Source organism: Paenibacillus sp. P32E (assembly GCF_001909085.1).
Taxonomy (GTDB): domain Bacteria; phylum Bacillota; class Bacilli; order Paenibacillales; family Paenibacillaceae; genus Paenibacillus_AQ; species Paenibacillus_AQ helianthi.
In genome coordinates this window covers 58,751-74,736 of record NZ_LVYY01000057.1, presented here as the reverse complement: position 1 = coordinate 74,736, position 15,986 = coordinate 58,751, and the positions used below count along the sequence as shown (strand labels likewise).

The window sequence follows — 15,986 nt, the reverse complement described above, 5'->3', positions numbered from 1 at the left end:
ATTAGTGCTTGCTGATGAATCTCTTTGCCGCGTCACCTGCTGCTGCTGGAAGCTGCATCCACACATAAGCATGGAGGGAGTTCTCAATACGTTCGATTTCATAGGTATCAAGCAGACCGGAAAATGTATGCAGACTGCCTCTTATCTTCTCATCTGCCCACTCTTCTTCGCTCGGCAGGAAAAGAACCGGACATTTCACCTTGTTGTAATAGTGTTCAAATTTCACATCCCAGTATTTTTGAATATATTCGGTTCTAACCCGATTTAAAAAACAACAGGCAAAATGACCGTTTGGCAGCTGCTGCAGATTATTTTTGATAAAGGCAGAGAAGTATTCGTTCCACAATCCATGCGCCTCGAATTCCATCTGTTCTTCTTCCTCATAGGCTTCTTTAGTGGGAAATTCACGTTCCCTCCGCTCTGCCAATTGAACCCGCAGGGCTTCCTTCTTCTGCTCGATTTCTTCTTCTGACCCCTGAAATAAACCATACTCACCGAACTCATTATACAAGGCACCTTCACAGATAAGCGATTGAACAAGTTCGGGATGTGATGCAGCCAGACTAAGTCCCACCTCTGCCCCCATGGAGCTGCCGACTACATGACAACGCTCCACATTAAGATGCTGCAGCAGGATATACATATCGTTCGCCATATCATCAATATGATAGCCTGTTTCAGGTTGATCTGATTTGCCATGCCCCCGGCAGTCCGGAGCAATGATACTATATTCCTGCTCAAACTGCGGGATGATGCCATCCCACATGTTCAAATTCCCGCCGCTAAAGTGGAGAAAGAGAACGACTTCCTTATGTTCTATTGCGTATTTCACATTAATGCCTACGTGCCCTAAGTCTATTAGTTCCTCTAGCATGTTCTTTGCCTCCAATATGTAAAATCATTCACTTCATTATACCCTATGGATTCTGTCAGATTCAGTGTAAAAGTTGAGTTAAGTATAAAAGCTGTTATACTGCAATTGAGAACAATTATCAAATACGAAGGTAGTGAAAGTACATATGCTCACTCAGCGTTGTGACAGCTCCATCGCTCATCCCCATAGCTTCTGTATCCCCACGCGGATGGCAAATCTTAACGGATTCTCGATCAGTGGAGAACCCGATACCGGGCAACAGCATTCTATTTTGATGATTGTAACCGGCGGGAACGGCACCATTGAGCTTGAAGGGAAACAGCATAACCTTACTTGCGGAACCTTGCTGTGCTGCTCCAGAACGCTAAGCGTTTCCTTACATCCACAATACCAGCTTCATGGGTTATGGATTGAATACTCCATCTTGCCTCCGCAGCAAGCCGGGGCCAATCCCTTGAACAACGGCATAACTTTGAATGCAGGCAGCTCAAAAGCTTGTACACTAGCTTCAGAACTGCTAAAAACCTGGGAGGCGCCGGCACAGGATAATCCGTTCGCCCTGCAGAAGCTGTTCTCGGAGCTTCTGGTAGAGCTGTACCGCACAAAAGTGGAGTGTGCCCAAACATCCGTGCAATGGCTTGATCAAGTACTGCAACATATAGAAACGCATTATAACGAAGATTTGACAAGAGTACAGATGGCAGATCTGGCCGGGGTCAGTCCGGAACATTTCTCACGCACCTTCCGCAAGGCCACGGGTCAAACCTTTAATAAATATCTTACTTTACTTAGGATCCGCAGGGCACAGCAGCGTATACTGACAGACAGACCGAATTTAACCGCACTGGCGCAGGAGGTTGGCTATGGCGAAGGAACCTATTTAAGCAGAAAATTCAAGCAGGTGGTCGGCGTATCTCCGGCAGCCTACCACCGCAAGAACAAAAGAATTGTTACTCTGAATTTCAATCACACCGCCAGCCTAAGAGCGCTAGAAGTCATGCCTGAACTGGGTGTGTATTCAGGCTGGATGGAGCGTCTTGAGCTTGCCCCTTCCCAGGATAAATTGCGGTTTGAAGAGACAAGGACCGCTTCACTCTACCAATCAGTAGTCGCAGCACGGCCCGATGTTATCATCAGCTATAGCCTTACCGCTGAGAGCAAGCTGCTGCTGCCGGTAGCACCGGTAATTGAGCTGCCTTTTATGCGTATGGGCTGGCGGGAGCAATTCCGGCAGATCGCCGCCATTGCAAACCGAGTGCCGCAGGCAGAGGCCTGGCTGAGCCGCTATGGTGAGCTGTGTCATGAGGCCAATCTGGAATTGGACCGGCTGATCGGAACGCGCGGGACAGCCATAGTCTGGGAAATTGGCGAAGATACCGCTTATTCCTACAGCAGCAGCTTTGGGCATGGATGTCAGATCCTATATGGTGATCTGGGTTTCCGCCCGCCTGCTGCCCTGCTGGAGCAAGGCCTGCAACGCAGCGGTTATTTGAAAGCACCCACCCAGACTATCGCTGCTTATCCTGCAGAACATATTTTCATTACCAGTATACCCACAACGCATGAAGGACTGGAGCAGTTCTCAGCGCTGCTGCACTCCTCAAGCTGGAAGGAACTTGACGCAGTTCACAATGGCCATGTCTATCAACTACACCAGCCGGATTTATTCTATGGCTTCGATCCCTTATCCTCGCTGGCGCAATTGAAAATGATCATGCAGACAATCACATCACAAATTTACATGAGGTGAGATCACATCAGACCATAGTCTTCACTGGGTGAAGTCTGTAAAGTATAAATGAGAATGATAATCATTGTACATAAGGAGGCACACAAGTTGAATCATCTGCAACAACGCAGCGCGAAACAAAGACATTGGCTCATTTTTTCCCTGCTGCTGGCAATAACCTTATTAGCTTCAGCCTGCGGAAACAATACTTCCAAGGGAAGTGCCGCAAATACAGGAAACGCCACCGAAGCCCCCCCTGCTTCACAGCAACCGGAGCAGACGGTGGAACCCGCTGCATTCAAAACGGTTACAACCATAAACGGGGAGATTAAAATCCCGGTTAAACCGAAACGCATCGTTGCCGAGGAATACCTGGGCAGCCTGATTGCCCTGGATACTATTCCTGTCGGCGCTCCCGGCCTGACACTGGAGAATATGTACTTCAAAGAAGCCCTTGCCGGCATAGCTGATACCGGAACCTACGGGAAAATGTCACCCGAAAAGATCCTCGAACTTGAACCCGATCTGATTATTTCCGGTATGGCCGACAGCTACGAGGCCTTAAGCCAAATCGCTCCAACCATCATCGTGCCTTATGGGGATCTAAAAAATACTCATGAAGAGTTAACTTATTTCGGAAAGCTGCTGGGTAAAGAGCAAGAAGCCAAGGACTGGCTGGCTCAATACGACAAGCGTATTGCTGAAGCCAAAGCCAAGGTGGACGCAGTCATCCCTGCTGATGCTACCTTCAGCATCCTCGAGCATGGCGACAAAGCCACTTGGGCTTATGGAGACAACTTTGGACGCGGTGGACAGCCTGTCTATCAGGCGCTGGGCCGCAAGCCTCCTGCTGGAGTTGCTAAGGAAATCATGGAGAAGCCGTGGGCTGAAATTTCTGCTGAGATGCTGAACAAATATGCCGGGGATTACCTCATCGTAACCGACAACGAACAAACCGTGCAGGACTACAAGGATGATCCGATCTGGGGTAGCCTGCCTGCGGTCAAAAATGATCATGTTTATGTCTGGAAGGAAGGGAAATCCTGGTACTATGATCCCATTGCCGTTCTTTCCCAAACGGAAGAGCTTGCGGCTTGGCTCACCGCCGGACAAAAATAATGCAAGTCAATCCATAAACACCAAAAGAGCCAGATTCCTATCTTAGGAAATGGCTCTTTTGCGTTATTTACCGTAAAGTTATACCGGAAGATATATTGATTAGGTACGCCGCATATATGCCCGCACGGTGATGGGCGCAAAGACCGCCACAATGACAGCAGCTCCGACGAGGGAGTAGACCAGATCCGAGCCTATGGTTCCTAAGTTAACCAGATTACGGACGGCTGTAACCAGATGCGATATCGGGTTCATTTTGACGAACCATTGAAGCCAGTCCGGCATCGTATCCACCGGCACAAAAGCATTCGACAGGAAGGTCAGCGGGAACAGCACGATCATGGATATCCCCTGTACACTGGAAGCTGTACGTGCAATAACACCGAAGAAAGCAAAGATCCAACTGATGGCCCAGGAGCAGATAATGACCAGCACACCGGCCATGACAACATGCCCGAATCCGCCTTCAGGACGTAGTCCCATCACATATCCCATCGCAAACGTAAGCACAGTCGCAATCGTATAGCGGACTGTGTCTGCAAGCAAGGCTCCGGCAAGCGGAGCTATCCGTGAGATCGGCAGAGACTTGAAGCGGTCAAAGACGCCCTTTTCCATATCCTCACGCAGCTGTACGCCTGTCACAATCGAAGTTGTGATTACGGTCTGCACGAGAATTCCGGGGATGATCACCGGCAAATAATTGTGGATATCCCCGGAGATCGCTCCCCCAAAGATATACGTAAACATCAGGGTGAAAATAATCGGCTGAAGCGTAACATCGAACAATTGTTCAGGGGTGCGTTTGATTTTGAGCAGCCCCCGATAGGCCATCGTTAATGAATTCCGCACCGATTGGCCGAAGCTCGTGTGGTTTTTGAGCTGGCGTTCAGCGCCTGGCTTAATGAATGTACTCATACTGTTTACCCCTCCATTTAGTTTGACTTGGCGGACGCCAACGTGGATTTATCTTCTGCCCCATGCCCCGTAATACTTAGAAAAACCTCGTCGAGCGTTGGCTTCTGCACACTCAGCTCAGCCAAAGAAATCCCCGCCTCACGGAGGGCAATCAGCAGATCAGTGACCCGGTCCGCATCCCCCATAGGTGCAGTAATGTTCGCAGATTCCGCTGATATAATGGTTTTTACATTCAGCACCCGTTCAACGGTCTGACGGGCAAAGCCGATGTCAAGCGGATTCTGAACTTTTAACTGCAGGGACGAAGTACCCACAGATGATTTCAGCTCATCTACTGTGCCCTCAGCGACTACCCCGCCATGGTCGATTACAGCGATCCGGTCAGCCAACTGATCCGCCTCTTCAAGATATTGTGTGGTTAACAGAACTGTTGAACCGGACTGAATCAACCGGCGGATGGTGTCCCACATCTGATTCCGTGTACGCGGGTCCAGACCGGTCGTCGGTTCGTCCAGGAAAATGAGCGGCGGCTGCGCAATCAAACTTGCGGCCAAATCCAGCCGGCGGCGCATTCCGCCCGAGAAGTTTTTAAGCGGACGTCTGGCAGCCTCTGTTAATCCAAATTCCTCAAGCAGCTCCTCGGACTTGCGCCGTGCTTCGGCACGTCCCAGGCCGAGCAACCGGGAGAAAATCACCAGATTCTCAGTGGCACTGAGCGACTCATCTACTGAAGCATATTGTCCGGTCACACCAATCAGCTGACGCACAATCTGCGGCTCCTTCACCACATCATGCCCGAAAACCCTGGCGGAGCCGGCATCCGGCCTTAGCAGCGTCGCAAGCATCCGGATTACTGTAGTCTTACCTGCCCCATTCGGACCCAGTACGCCATATATTGAACCTGTAGCCACTTTAAGATCCACACCATCTACCGCGCGATTGTCCCCGAAAATTTTGACAAGCCCCTCTGCCTCGATGGCCCATTCTTTCTTCGAGGTTGCTGCCCTAAGTTGACTCATTTGTTACTCCTCCTTGACAACTAATATAGTTGGATCATAAATCGCTTATTTAAACTGAATATAAACATGTTATGTATTTCTTCTGTGCCGCTTCATTATAACGCCAACGGGTAAGCAGCTTAACGGTCTCCAAACGCATTTATCCCTCAGTCTCTGGATGTAGAAAGCAACCATTTCATGACAAAAAAAGGCCTGGGAAAAGGCATTTCGCCTTAAACCCAAGCCTTATATCTATTCATACGGCTTCTATTACTCGACAGGTACATTTGCTATAGTGACCGGTTCAGTAAATTTTGCAGTACCGCTTAATCTCAAGCGCATATTGGCTGCACCGGTGGTAGCTGGATTAATGGTTAGGGTTAAACTTCTGGTGGCAATACCGCTTGAATTGGCCGTTAGCGAAAAGGTTGAGCTATAGCCATACGATGACGGCCACGAACCGTCACTGTTCTTCACCTTTGCGACTTGCGTACCTGAACTGGTATAGACCCCAAGGCTATATCCGGAGGTCGTCGAGCCCGGTGTCAGACCGGAGAGTGTCACTTTCACCTCAAACTCATAATGATTAGGAAGCGTCGCCTGATGTTCGAATGCATATACAGGTGTTGTTGGAGTAGTGGAGCCGGCACCGTAAGAACCGGTCTTGAAAGTGGAAGAATCATACCATTTGTAGCCGGCAGCCGGCGCTGCCCAAGGTTCAGCCTGCGGCTCCGTAGAACTGGCAGGCGCTTCCCAGCTGTATACCGGAGTGGCCGTATCCAGGGTTAGGCCCGGTACCGAGGAGAATGTTGTATAGCTCTCCGGCGTAGCGAGCCAGTTCACCATGTTGACCAAAAGTGTGGCGTCATCCGCCTCCTCATAGCCGTCATAGGTTGTTTTGGTGCCGCCCGTCTCCTCTTTTTTGTATTTCGGCGTTGCATCCTCTACTGGAGAGGAGTCGCCTATAAAGCCTGCTTTACCTGCGCTAACCTTGGCTACCTCGACAAACGGCCCTTCCGCGACACCGCCGCCGTTATACACACCGGCATCCACTGCGCTGGACCAAGCGGTAGCCGTTGCCGGAACATAGACAATTCCCTTTGCCTTTGCCGGGTCGGTGATGGCAAGTGTAGAACCGGCGTGAACAGCCACGCTGGATACCCCGCTTGTAATATTGAAGGCTTGCGAAGGAGTCACGATATGGTTTGCCGTCACATCGCCTAGTGCGTTATAACGGAATCTCACACCGAAGTTCGAAGCCAGCCAATCCGAGCTCGATACTCCAGACATCGCCGGTGAAGCAGCTTCCTCCGCCCCCATACCCAGAGCAGGATTTCCCCAAGCTCCCCGCCGGTAGCCGTTGAAGACCTCGGAGGCATCGAAGCGGTTTTTGTTCCGGTCTGCGTTGTAATGGTCGCTGATGAAGAAAATGCTTCCCCCGCCTTGAACATAGTCAAGCAGTGCACTCTGCTCCGACGTCTTATACGGGATATTGGCTTCCGGAATGATGAATACATCGTAGCCAGACAGATCGGATAAGGTGATCGCAGTAGTCTTGCGAAGCTCTTTAATGTAGTAACCTTCGGCTGCCAGCCCGTTCGCAAAATCCGAAAAGCCGCCATCAATCACCCAATCGGCCGCACCGGCAGTCTGGGCATGCGTGTTATCGAACAATACCTTCTTGCCGTTCGCGGTGGCGGGGGTAATGCTGGGAGCCGGATCAGATGCTCCTTCGGCTTGAACCAGGGGTGCAGGGATAATTACGGCAGATGCCAGCATTGCGGCGACCGCCAGGCTTGTCCAGGTTGTACGCAGACGCGGGAAACTTGGAAACATTCTTCATTCCTCCATTCTCTTCATAGGATTGAGGCCATTTCGGCTGCCCATAGAATAGCATAGTAAAATTTGGAATAGAAGAACTATTTGCTATTTTTTACATTTTTAAAACAATTTTATTCAAAGGATGACAAACCGGCGGGATGACTGAGCCAACATCCGCTATCGACAAATAGGTAACCTGTTGCGTATAATATATATGTAATAGATTACTTATTTAATTGGAGGAGCTGAGTAAGTTGGATGATAAGGATGAACAGGCTTACATTTTGGGTGCTGTACTGACACTTGCCAACCGCCTTCAGGTACTGGGGGATAAATTGGACGATCAAATGACCATGAAGCAGTGGCTGCTGATTGCAGTCATTCTGAAGAGCGGTTCATCCTCCCCTACCTTAAGTGATGTTGCCGAGATGATCGGCAGCTCGCGGCAAAATGTTAAGAAGATGGCCCTTCTGCTTGAGAAGCAGGGGTTCGTTACGCTTACAAAAGATAACAAAGATGCCCGTATCCTCCGGCTGCAGTTGACCGGGAAATGTGAAACCTATTTTGCCGAAAGAAGCGAGCGGGAAGCACGTTTCATGGATTCACTATTCCAGTCATTCGATCACAGGCTAACCGAAGGCTTATTCTACGGCTTGATCCGGCTCACAGAGAACATTGCCCAAATGGAAGCTGACTTATCCGAAGACAGAGAGGTGTAGAACATATGGCCCTTTTATTGGTTATTCTGGCTGGCACTGCAGCTGCCCTGATTGTTTTTTTCAAGATTCCCTATTCCAAAACCAAAGCAGAATTCCAGAGGATTGCAGACAAGTACCTCTCCAAACCTTCCATCCCGAACGAAACGTTCACAAGCGAAGACTGGAAGCTGTTGCCTTCCCCTGTCCGGAAGTATTTTGAGACCAGCGGATTTACCGGCAAGCCGAAAATGTCCTCGATGAAAGCCGAATTTAACCAAGTAGACTTCATCCTGTCCCCCAGAAAACCTGCTATTTCCATAAAATATACACAGTACAACTTCGTTCAGCCTCCCGCCAGAATCGCTCTGATTGAGACGGCTATATACGGCATCCCTTTTCAGGGCCTTGATTCCTATGTAGCAGGTATCGGCAGTATGAAGGGCGTCCTGGGCAAGACATTCACACTCTTTAACCAGCTAGGCGAGGAGATGGATCAGGCGAGTCTGGTTACCTTTTTGTCGGAATCTCTCTGGGTGCCAAATGCCATAATTCAGGACTACATTACTTGGGTTCCTATTGACGATCATCATGTGCAGGCGACTATTTCGTGCTATGGGATTACAGCAAGCGGAATATTCAGCTTTAACGACCAGGGAGAATGCCAATCCTTTACAACGGACGACCGCACCGCCATTGGAATGGACGGCTCCAAGCAGCGTGTACGCTGGTCCGCCCTAATGAAGGATTACAAGTGGATTGACGGTATTAGACAACCTACACACCTGCAGGCTGTGTGGCATTATGACAGTGGAGATCTGGTCTATTTTGACAGCAGGAATCTTCGGGTGGAGTATCGTTGAACGTCCACTCTGCCACATCGAATCAAGCTAAAATGACAACCCATTTTTGCAGTTGCTTCCACTATTGATATTTCAAAACCAACGTTGAATTCAGTTAAGGTATGATCGGCAGCAATAAATAAGAATCAAATTCATCCCCTGTATATAGAGTAACGTCTGCTTCCCAAATCCTGTCATCGGCCGTCTGAGTCAGCAGCGCGCAGCCGCTCTGATTCTGGCTACCAATTTCAAGGAGCAACCGATTTCCTTTAGCTACAACCATTGCGCTATCCCATATCTCAATTTCCAAGGGATAAACTCTTCCCGGAACAAGCTTCTGAACCTCATCGAAGGTGTAATAAGGCTTATACTCTGTCGATAATTCATCATCTGTTTTACGTAATGAAGCGCGCAGCCAGCCCTGACTAATGGGGAATTTCTCTGTCTGTGCTCCTGAATTAACCACCTCATTTCCTTGTGGGTCAATATTCCGCAATGATACGAAAATGTCCATATCATCTGTAGTTGAAGATGCCCACAAACGGAGCTTGATAGGCCCGAGGATCTCTGTTTCGCTGTCAAATGGAGCGGTTTCAAATAGAACTCGCTTAGCGCTGTTTTCCTCTCTCGAAAATGCTTTCACCATAAAGGGATTTGCCCAGTGCTTGGATTCGCAATCCTTATCCCCTTCATAGCAAAGTTGACTCTTTGCTTGCACAGGCTCCACCGAAAGCAGCTTCGCACTTGCATCAAGGTAGAATCGAGTCCATTGGGTGCGCTTAAGCGGATACTCATTCTCGTAACGCCATGTGTAGCTATTGCCTCCGCGGGGAATGGCAAGCTTAACTTGTGGCTCTCTCGTTATACCGGTATCAATTCCCTTGAGCCAATAATCAAGGAATTTTTTTTGCAACTCACGACCTTGGGCGGTGTAAAATTCACCAACATGGCTGCCAATATGCACTTCAAGCCACTTGTGCTCCGATGCTGCATTCTGAAATCCCAGAAAGTTCCCCCGGGTATGCATTCCGGCGCTAAACCAGTTGCTAGCGGATAATAAAGGTACCTTTACTTTGCTCAGGTCAGCGAACCGATTTGTCCACGATGGATCACGTAGTGGATTATTTTTCACCATCTCCAGGAAATCCACGCGATTTGCTTGCAGTTGTTCCTCGGAAAGGTTTCCATCGGGATTGTATTGATGTGTCAAAACTCCGTTTTTCCACCAGAATGAAAGAAAACCGTTCGCCTGGATTCCACCCGGATAGCAGAATTCCGAATAATAATCTACTGTGCCCTCCCAAGGTATAATACAGGCTAGATGTGGAGGTTGTTCAGATGCCACAGCCCATTGACTCATGGCTAAATAGGAGATACCCAGCAGTCCGATTCGTCCGTTGCTCCAGGCTTGCGTTCCGGCCCATTCGATTGCATCATAATAATCCTTCTTCAAACCAACTGATAATATATCAAGCTTTCCTGGAGAATTACCGATACCACGTTCATCTACCCGCAACACAGCATACCCTTGCGGCACCCAAAATTCAGGATTTGGTGTCTCCCAGCCAAGTAAGGGCCCTTTATCCTGCGAATGAGTATATTCTATTGCAATAGTCGGGTTAACAGGAGCAAATTGTGAGAAATGCACATCCTTTCCATAAGGACACATCGTCATGATGACTGGAAAAACCCCGTCAGCATCAGGCTGGTAAAGATTAGCGGCGAGGTAATTCCCGTCTGTCATCGGAATCTGCACTTCCTTCCAGGTAAGCTCATAAAAGTGATTACTTCTTTCGTTAATGTCAATCGATAGTGGATTCATAGCTTTGCCTCCATTGGATAATTTTTTTTGAAATCAGTCAATCAATAAGCAGTGTGCTTCAGTATCCTGTTCAAGCGCATTGTGAACTTTCCCTAGATAATTCTAGGCTCTTATCTTCTTGCAAATGGATTCACTCCTTCTATCATTTATTATTCAGAAATATTAGTACACGTGTACTAAAGCAAGTGTATTCCTACGAGTGAACTTATTCAACTCTGATCTTTTTTGAGAAAAGCATTCTTGGCTGAGAGTTCTCTGTAATTATCTCTTGAATCCTTCCGTATCCTTAATCTAGCTACTTATTTCCGCTTTAAGGACCCATTTATGATATAATGCTCTTGATTTAAAGTGCATTTCGCCAAACGCTATAAAGGAGATAGGTATGGATAATAATTTAAGAGATAAGATCCTTGAGACTTCAATTGAGTTATTTAACAAAAAAGGATATGCATATGTAACATTGAGGGACATTTCTGATGCGTTAAATATAAGTCCTGGTAATTTGACATACTATTTCAAAAAAAAACATGATCTTATGATTGGTGTTATGGCAATGCAGTATGAAGAATACAAAAACTTAAATTTCTCAGCAGACGTTTCCATTGAAGGACTGAATCAGCAGTTTTTAATCCTTAATGCATTCCGTAAAAAATATTTCTTTTATTTCTCAAGTTTTACAGAATTGCCTAAGCTGTATCCTGAGATAGCCAAAATGCAAATTGAGGTCGTTAATGATTTCTATACACTTTTCATCAATACGTTTACTATATTTGTTAACAATGGAATTATGAAAGAAGAATTATATGCTGGGCAATATGAAGATTTGTCGATTTCTTTATTATCGATCAATATGTATGGCACACAGGAAATAATTCTCCTCCAAGAATTTCTACCAAAGCAGAAAAGTATCTTGTCCATCCTGTGGAGCCTTATTCTTCCTCATTTGACAAGGGCAGGGATGGATATGTACAGTCAGATGACATAAGATCCGACTAAGCACGGCAAGTTTGAAGTCAGAAGCATATTATATTCATCCGGTTTTTACATGGTCTTACTATAGATATCAAGTAAAATCGTAACAAAAAACCAAGCTTAAGCGGATCACTCTCCGCCCCGGCTTGGTTTTACTTGTGTATCTAAATACTCTCTTTCTGCCTTGGTTAAAAATTTCAGAGAATTTTCGAATAAAAAAAGATATGTAGTGCATAAGAGCCTCAGCTGCAAGTAAACTTGGCATGGGTGATGAGCAATGTTCAAAAGAATCCGAGATCTACGTGAAGACAAAGACTTAACTCAACAACAAATGGCAGAGTTCTTACATATCACACAAGCAACTTATTCCCGATATGAGAGCGGGAACTTAGATATCCCAACCGTCCTTTTAATCGAATTATCTAAATTTCACAAGGTAAGTATCGACTATCTTTTGAATCAGACAGACAATCCAAAGCGACTATTGTAAGATTGATCCATCGTTTTACGTACCGTAATTACTATGAAAAAGTACAACATTCCCGTTGAGGCGGCGTTAAGAAGTCATAGGGGGCAAATGGAAGGTGGTCATTCTCTGCCATCTGATCCTGGGTACAAGCCGACCGAATGCGTTAAAAAGACTAATGCCGAACATCATGCAAAAGATGTTCACACGGCAGCTGCGTGATCTTAAGCAAGGCGGGATGAGGAACGTAAAGTGTACAACCAAGATTAACGGAGTATGGCTGGTCACTCAAGTTTATTTCTGGATTCGTTGTGCAAGTGGGGCGTGCAGCATATTGAGAAGGTGTATGGAAACAAATGCGATGTCCTGGAAGTAAGTATCCTGAGCAAGTAATACAAAGTGGAGCAACACAAAAACAGGCCAGACTGAAAATTCAGTCCTGGCCTGCTTTTTGTCTTTCGGTATGACCCAAATTTTCAAATAGCAATTGCGGCATTTCATATTTCAAAAACACTCAAACCCCATAATGTATAACGTACTTCTTCTCGTTAATTGCCCTTCTTAGCAAAACCATCAAATCTATCAATTCTGATGATGACTTGGATTGTTTATCTTTTAACACAATGCTGTAAAAAGCTTCTAAGGATTCAGGCGGTATAAGCGTAACTCCCCATCTGGCAAGGGCCAAATTGGGTCTGTTATAGCTGTGGAAGTAGGTTTTGATCAATGACAAATCGTCCCACCAATCATTCAGGAAATCATCAGCAATCGCGATGCAATGATAGGTTTCAGGTTCATATTTGGAGTAATCTTTATCCGTCTCGAATTGATCTATAATACCGAACTCAGCAACACAAGCCACTTGCACCCTCCTTTACTTTCTGCTTATTTGGTCACAACGACTCGCGGATCACTCTTTTATAATACAGCACTGACAGGAAGCCGAAAATTGAATACAGCGCCGTGTATAGCAGCATGACCAGGATCGTCGGTGTGAGCATTTCTGTGCCGAAGAAGAACCAGCCGGACTTGACGGCAAAGTAGCTATGGCTCAGGCCAACGACCAGCGGAATCCCGAAGTTGAACAACTGCTTGAACTGGATGCCCCGTAAGAGATCTCCTTGGGTAAAACCCAGTTTCCGCAGAATGGTGTAGCCTCCTTTTTCTTCCTCGCCTTCATCCATTTGCTTGAAGTACAGAATGCAGCCTGAAGTAACCAGGAAAGTTAAGCCCAAGAAGCCGACAATAAACATAATAACGCCCATATTGTTGCGCTGTTTGATTTCGAAATCATACTGCGAAAAGCTTGGATACTCGGGTGACTGATTCGTAAAAATTTGATTTGCCTTTTCTATTTGCGAGCGGTTAGCAAGCTCAATCCCGTAGTAATCCGCTTTTTCTTTTGCTTTTTGCAGCTTGGGATTCAGGCTCTTAACCAGCTCCTGGTAGACCGTCTCATCGACAACAAATATGCCAGCGCCTCCACCGTAATAATAGGGCACAATCGATTCCTTGGATATGCCTATAAGCTTCTGCTCAATCGTCCCTTTCAAAGTCTTAAGGCCAATCTCGCCGGTTTCATTCAATTTAAAAAGCGTATCCATAGCACTGTTGTACCCCATAATTCGGGCTTCGCCAGGCTTTACATCTATCCCTTCTACAGTGCTGTCGCTGACTACGGAAGTAGAAAGAACCGTGTCTTTGGAATCCTTCTCCATAATTTTCGCAGCATCGACTTCCATCTCCACGGGCTGCATATGAATTTCTTTGTATTTGATTTGCGCCGCATCCAGTGCCTGTACAAACTTCTCCTTGGCCTCCACCCGGGTGAACCCAAAATCGTTAGGTGAGCTATCCTTAGCGTTCGCTTCCGCCGAATAATAAGAGATATAGCTGAGCGACAACAGACCGATAGCCAGCGCGGATACCGTTGTAATGATCGTCAGCAGCAGCGCATTCGACTTCATACGGAACATAATAGACGAGAGCGAAAGTACTTCATTGATGGAGAGGTAGCCTTTTTTACTCTTGCGGATTGCGTTGAATACGAAGCTGACTGAGCCTTTATAGAACAGATACGTGCCGACAATAACCAGACCCAGGATGAGAATCATCGAGGTCATCAGTCCGTTCATGCTGTTTATTTTCCCGCTGAAGAGCAGAGTGGACAAATAATACCCTGACGCGATAAAGGCGAGGCCAAGCAGGCCAAAGACAATCTCCCACAGCGGCATTTTTTTAATGCGCTCCTGTGTGGTGGAAGTAGCCTTGAACAGGGAGAGAATGCTCTGCCTTTTGATGAACGTGTAGTTCATGAGCATGATGAGCAGGTAAACTGCGGCAAAGACGATAATGGTCTGCTGCAGCGCCTCAGGAGAGAAGCGAAGCTTGGCCACGGCGTCAATCGCCAGGATTTTGAACAAGATCATCAGAATCAGCCGTGACATCGCGAACCCGACACCAATCCCGATTATCGTGGAACCGAAATAGAGGATCAGGTTCTCCGCGCTCAGGAGTTTGAAGATTCTTCCTTTCGTTAATCCAATCAATTGAAACAGCCCAATCTCACGGCTGCGCCGCTTGATGAAGATCGTATTGGCATACAGCAGAAAAATCGCAACAATCGCGACTAGCAGCACCGAGGATGCACCAATGGCTGCTCCTCCTTTAACCGTTCCTTTAAGCTTCCCCATAGAAGGGTCATATTGCAGCGTGACGAAGGAGAAATACAGCGCCACACCGAAGATCAGCGCAAAGACGTACAGGTAATAGTTTTTGATGTTTTTTCGCAGATTGCGCAGGATGATATAATTCAGGCTCATTGCTGGACACCGCCCAAAACACTCGTGGTCTTGATAATATCATTGAAAAAGGACTGCCGGGATTCATCGCCTTTGTTCAGTTGAGTGTAAATTTGCCCGTCGCGGATAAACACCACCCGGCTGCAGTAACTGGCGGCAACAGCATCATGCGTGACCATTATGATCGTCGCCTGGCGCTTCGTGTTCATGTCGGCAAGCTTGTTCAGCAGGTCGGAAGCTGATTTGGAATCAAGCGCACCTGTTGGCTCATCGGCAAATATAATGCTCGGATCATGTATAAACGCCCGTGCCGCTGATGTCCGCTGCTTCTGTCCGCCGGAAATCTCTGCCGGGTATTTGTCTTTCATTTCGAAGATCCCCAGTTCACCGGCTACCTGTTCAAACTTCTGGTGGGCTTCTCTCTTCGAAATGCCGGTGATGGAGAGCGGAAGCAGCACGTTTTCTTTGACGGTTAGGGTATCCAGCAGGTTATATTCCTGAAAAATAAATCCCAGATGCTGTTTACGGAATTCGGCCAGCTGCTTCTCCTTCATGCCCGTAAACTCTTTGCCTTCTATTTCTATCGTTCCCTGACTTACCCGGTCAATGGAGGAAAGCACATTCAGCAGCGTCGTTTTGCCTGAACCGGAAGCCCCCATGATGCCGACGAATTCGCCTTTGCTGACTTGAAGGTCAATTCCCTTCAGCACTTCCTGCTTGTTGAATTTGTTGCCATACGTCTTATAAATTTTGTTAGCTTCTAGAATCATCATGTTCTGTGCACACTCCTTAGATAGTTTCGAATCGTTTCGATCCCTCCCAAACCCTCCCTTAGCCAAGGGAGGGCCCCAAGGGCTCCGCCCTCTGGACACCCGGTTAAGTGCAGTTAACGTGGGCGTTCAGACTGGCTGGACTTGGAGATGTTGGGAGTAGGA

At 47.2% G+C, this 15,986-nt stretch carries 14 protein-coding genes and 1 pseudogene; 7 read left to right on the top strand and 8 right to left on the bottom strand.

The features are described from left to right. Position 1 precedes the first annotated feature (1 nt). Positions 2–874, bottom strand: coding sequence for an alpha/beta fold hydrolase (locus A3848_RS26525; protein ID WP_074087950.1), 873 nt, complete (start codon positions 872–874; stop codon positions 2–4). Between the two features lie 133 nt (positions 875–1,007). On the opposite strand from A3848_RS26525, the gene A3848_RS26520 reads away from it, so the two are divergent. After that, positions 1,008–2,624 (top strand): AraC family transcriptional regulator, encoded by a 1,617-nt coding sequence (locus tag A3848_RS26520; protein ID WP_178382086.1) that lies wholly within the window; start codon positions 1,008–1,010, stop codon positions 2,622–2,624. 87 nt (positions 2,625–2,711) lie between these two features. Then, complete coding sequence (locus tag A3848_RS26515; RefSeq protein ID WP_256702560.1) at positions 2,712–3,722, top strand: ABC transporter substrate-binding protein; 1,011 nt, start codon at positions 2,712–2,714, stop codon at positions 3,720–3,722. Between the two features lie 99 nt (positions 3,723–3,821). Here the strand turns inward: A3848_RS26515 and A3848_RS26510 are convergent, their stop codons facing one another. The 3 genes from A3848_RS26510 to A3848_RS26500 form a co-directional block, all read right to left on the bottom strand. After that, complete coding sequence (locus A3848_RS26510; protein WP_074087946.1) at positions 3,822–4,634, bottom strand: ABC transporter permease; 813 nt, start codon at positions 4,632–4,634, stop codon at positions 3,822–3,824. 17 nt (positions 4,635–4,651) lie between these two features. Further along, a complete protein-coding gene (locus A3848_RS26505) occupies positions 4,652–5,653 on the bottom strand; it encodes an ATP-binding cassette domain-containing protein (RefSeq protein ID WP_074087944.1) in 1,002 nt (333 codons plus the stop codon). Between the two features lie 249 nt (positions 5,654–5,902). Next, positions 5,903–7,468, bottom strand: coding sequence for a DNA-binding protein (locus A3848_RS26500; RefSeq protein WP_074087942.1), 1,566 nt, complete (start codon positions 7,466–7,468; stop codon positions 5,903–5,905). A 239-nt stretch (positions 7,469–7,707) separates the two neighbouring features. Between A3848_RS26500 and A3848_RS26495 the strand changes: the two genes are divergently transcribed. Then, positions 7,708–8,172, top strand: a complete 465-nt coding sequence (locus tag A3848_RS26495) for a MarR family transcriptional regulator (RefSeq protein ID WP_074087939.1) — start codon at positions 7,708–7,710, stop codon at positions 8,170–8,172. 5 nt (positions 8,173–8,177) lie between these two features. Then, complete coding sequence (locus A3848_RS26490) at positions 8,178–9,011, top strand: DUF6544 family protein (protein WP_074087937.1); 834 nt, start codon at positions 8,178–8,180, stop codon at positions 9,009–9,011. 94 nt (positions 9,012–9,105) lie between these two features. Here A3848_RS26490 and A3848_RS26485 read toward each other — a convergent pair whose 3' ends face one another. Further along, complete coding sequence (locus A3848_RS26485; protein ID WP_074087936.1) at positions 9,106–10,812, bottom strand: CocE/NonD family hydrolase; 1,707 nt, start codon at positions 10,810–10,812, stop codon at positions 9,106–9,108. A gap of 382 nt (positions 10,813–11,194) precedes the next feature. On the opposite strand from A3848_RS26485, the gene A3848_RS26480 reads away from it, so the two are divergent. From A3848_RS26480 to A3848_RS33175, 3 genes and pseudogenes are all read left to right on the top strand, one after another. Further along, positions 11,195–11,797: a TetR/AcrR family transcriptional regulator gene (locus tag A3848_RS26480; RefSeq protein WP_083612397.1), complete on the top strand. Its 603-nt coding sequence runs from the start codon at positions 11,195–11,197 to the stop codon at positions 11,795–11,797. 264 nt (positions 11,798–12,061) lie between these two features. After that, positions 12,062–12,274 carry a helix-turn-helix domain-containing protein gene (locus A3848_RS26475; protein ID WP_074087935.1) on the top strand — a complete coding sequence of 71 codons (213 nt, stop codon included), beginning with the start codon at positions 12,062–12,064 and terminating at the stop codon, positions 12,272–12,274. Positions 12,275–12,307: 33 nt separating this feature from the next. Continuing rightward, positions 12,308–12,643: pseudogene (locus A3848_RS33175) on the top strand (winged helix-turn-helix transcriptional regulator). Between the two features lie 121 nt (positions 12,644–12,764). Here A3848_RS33175 and A3848_RS26465 read toward each other — a convergent pair. Genes A3848_RS26465 through A3848_RS26455 form a run of 3 tightly spaced genes read right to left on the bottom strand, consistent with a single transcriptional unit; the run spans position 12,765 to position 15,824 of the window. Beyond that, positions 12,765–13,112: a hypothetical protein gene (locus A3848_RS26465; protein WP_074087933.1), complete on the bottom strand. Its 348-nt coding sequence runs from the start codon at positions 13,110–13,112 to the stop codon at positions 12,765–12,767. Between the two features lie 31 nt (positions 13,113–13,143). Beyond that, positions 13,144–15,072 carry an FtsX-like permease family protein gene (locus tag A3848_RS26460; protein ID WP_074087931.1) on the bottom strand — a complete coding sequence of 643 codons (1,929 nt, stop codon included), beginning with the start codon at positions 15,070–15,072 and terminating at the stop codon, positions 13,144–13,146. Continuing rightward, the gene (locus A3848_RS26455) at positions 15,069–15,824 is read right to left on the bottom strand and encodes an ABC transporter ATP-binding protein (protein ID WP_074087930.1); all 756 of its coding nucleotides are present in this window, start codon (positions 15,822–15,824) and stop codon (positions 15,069–15,071) included. The genes A3848_RS26460 and A3848_RS26455 overlap by 4 nt, the downstream gene beginning before the upstream one ends. Positions 15,825–15,986 lie beyond the last annotated feature (162 nt).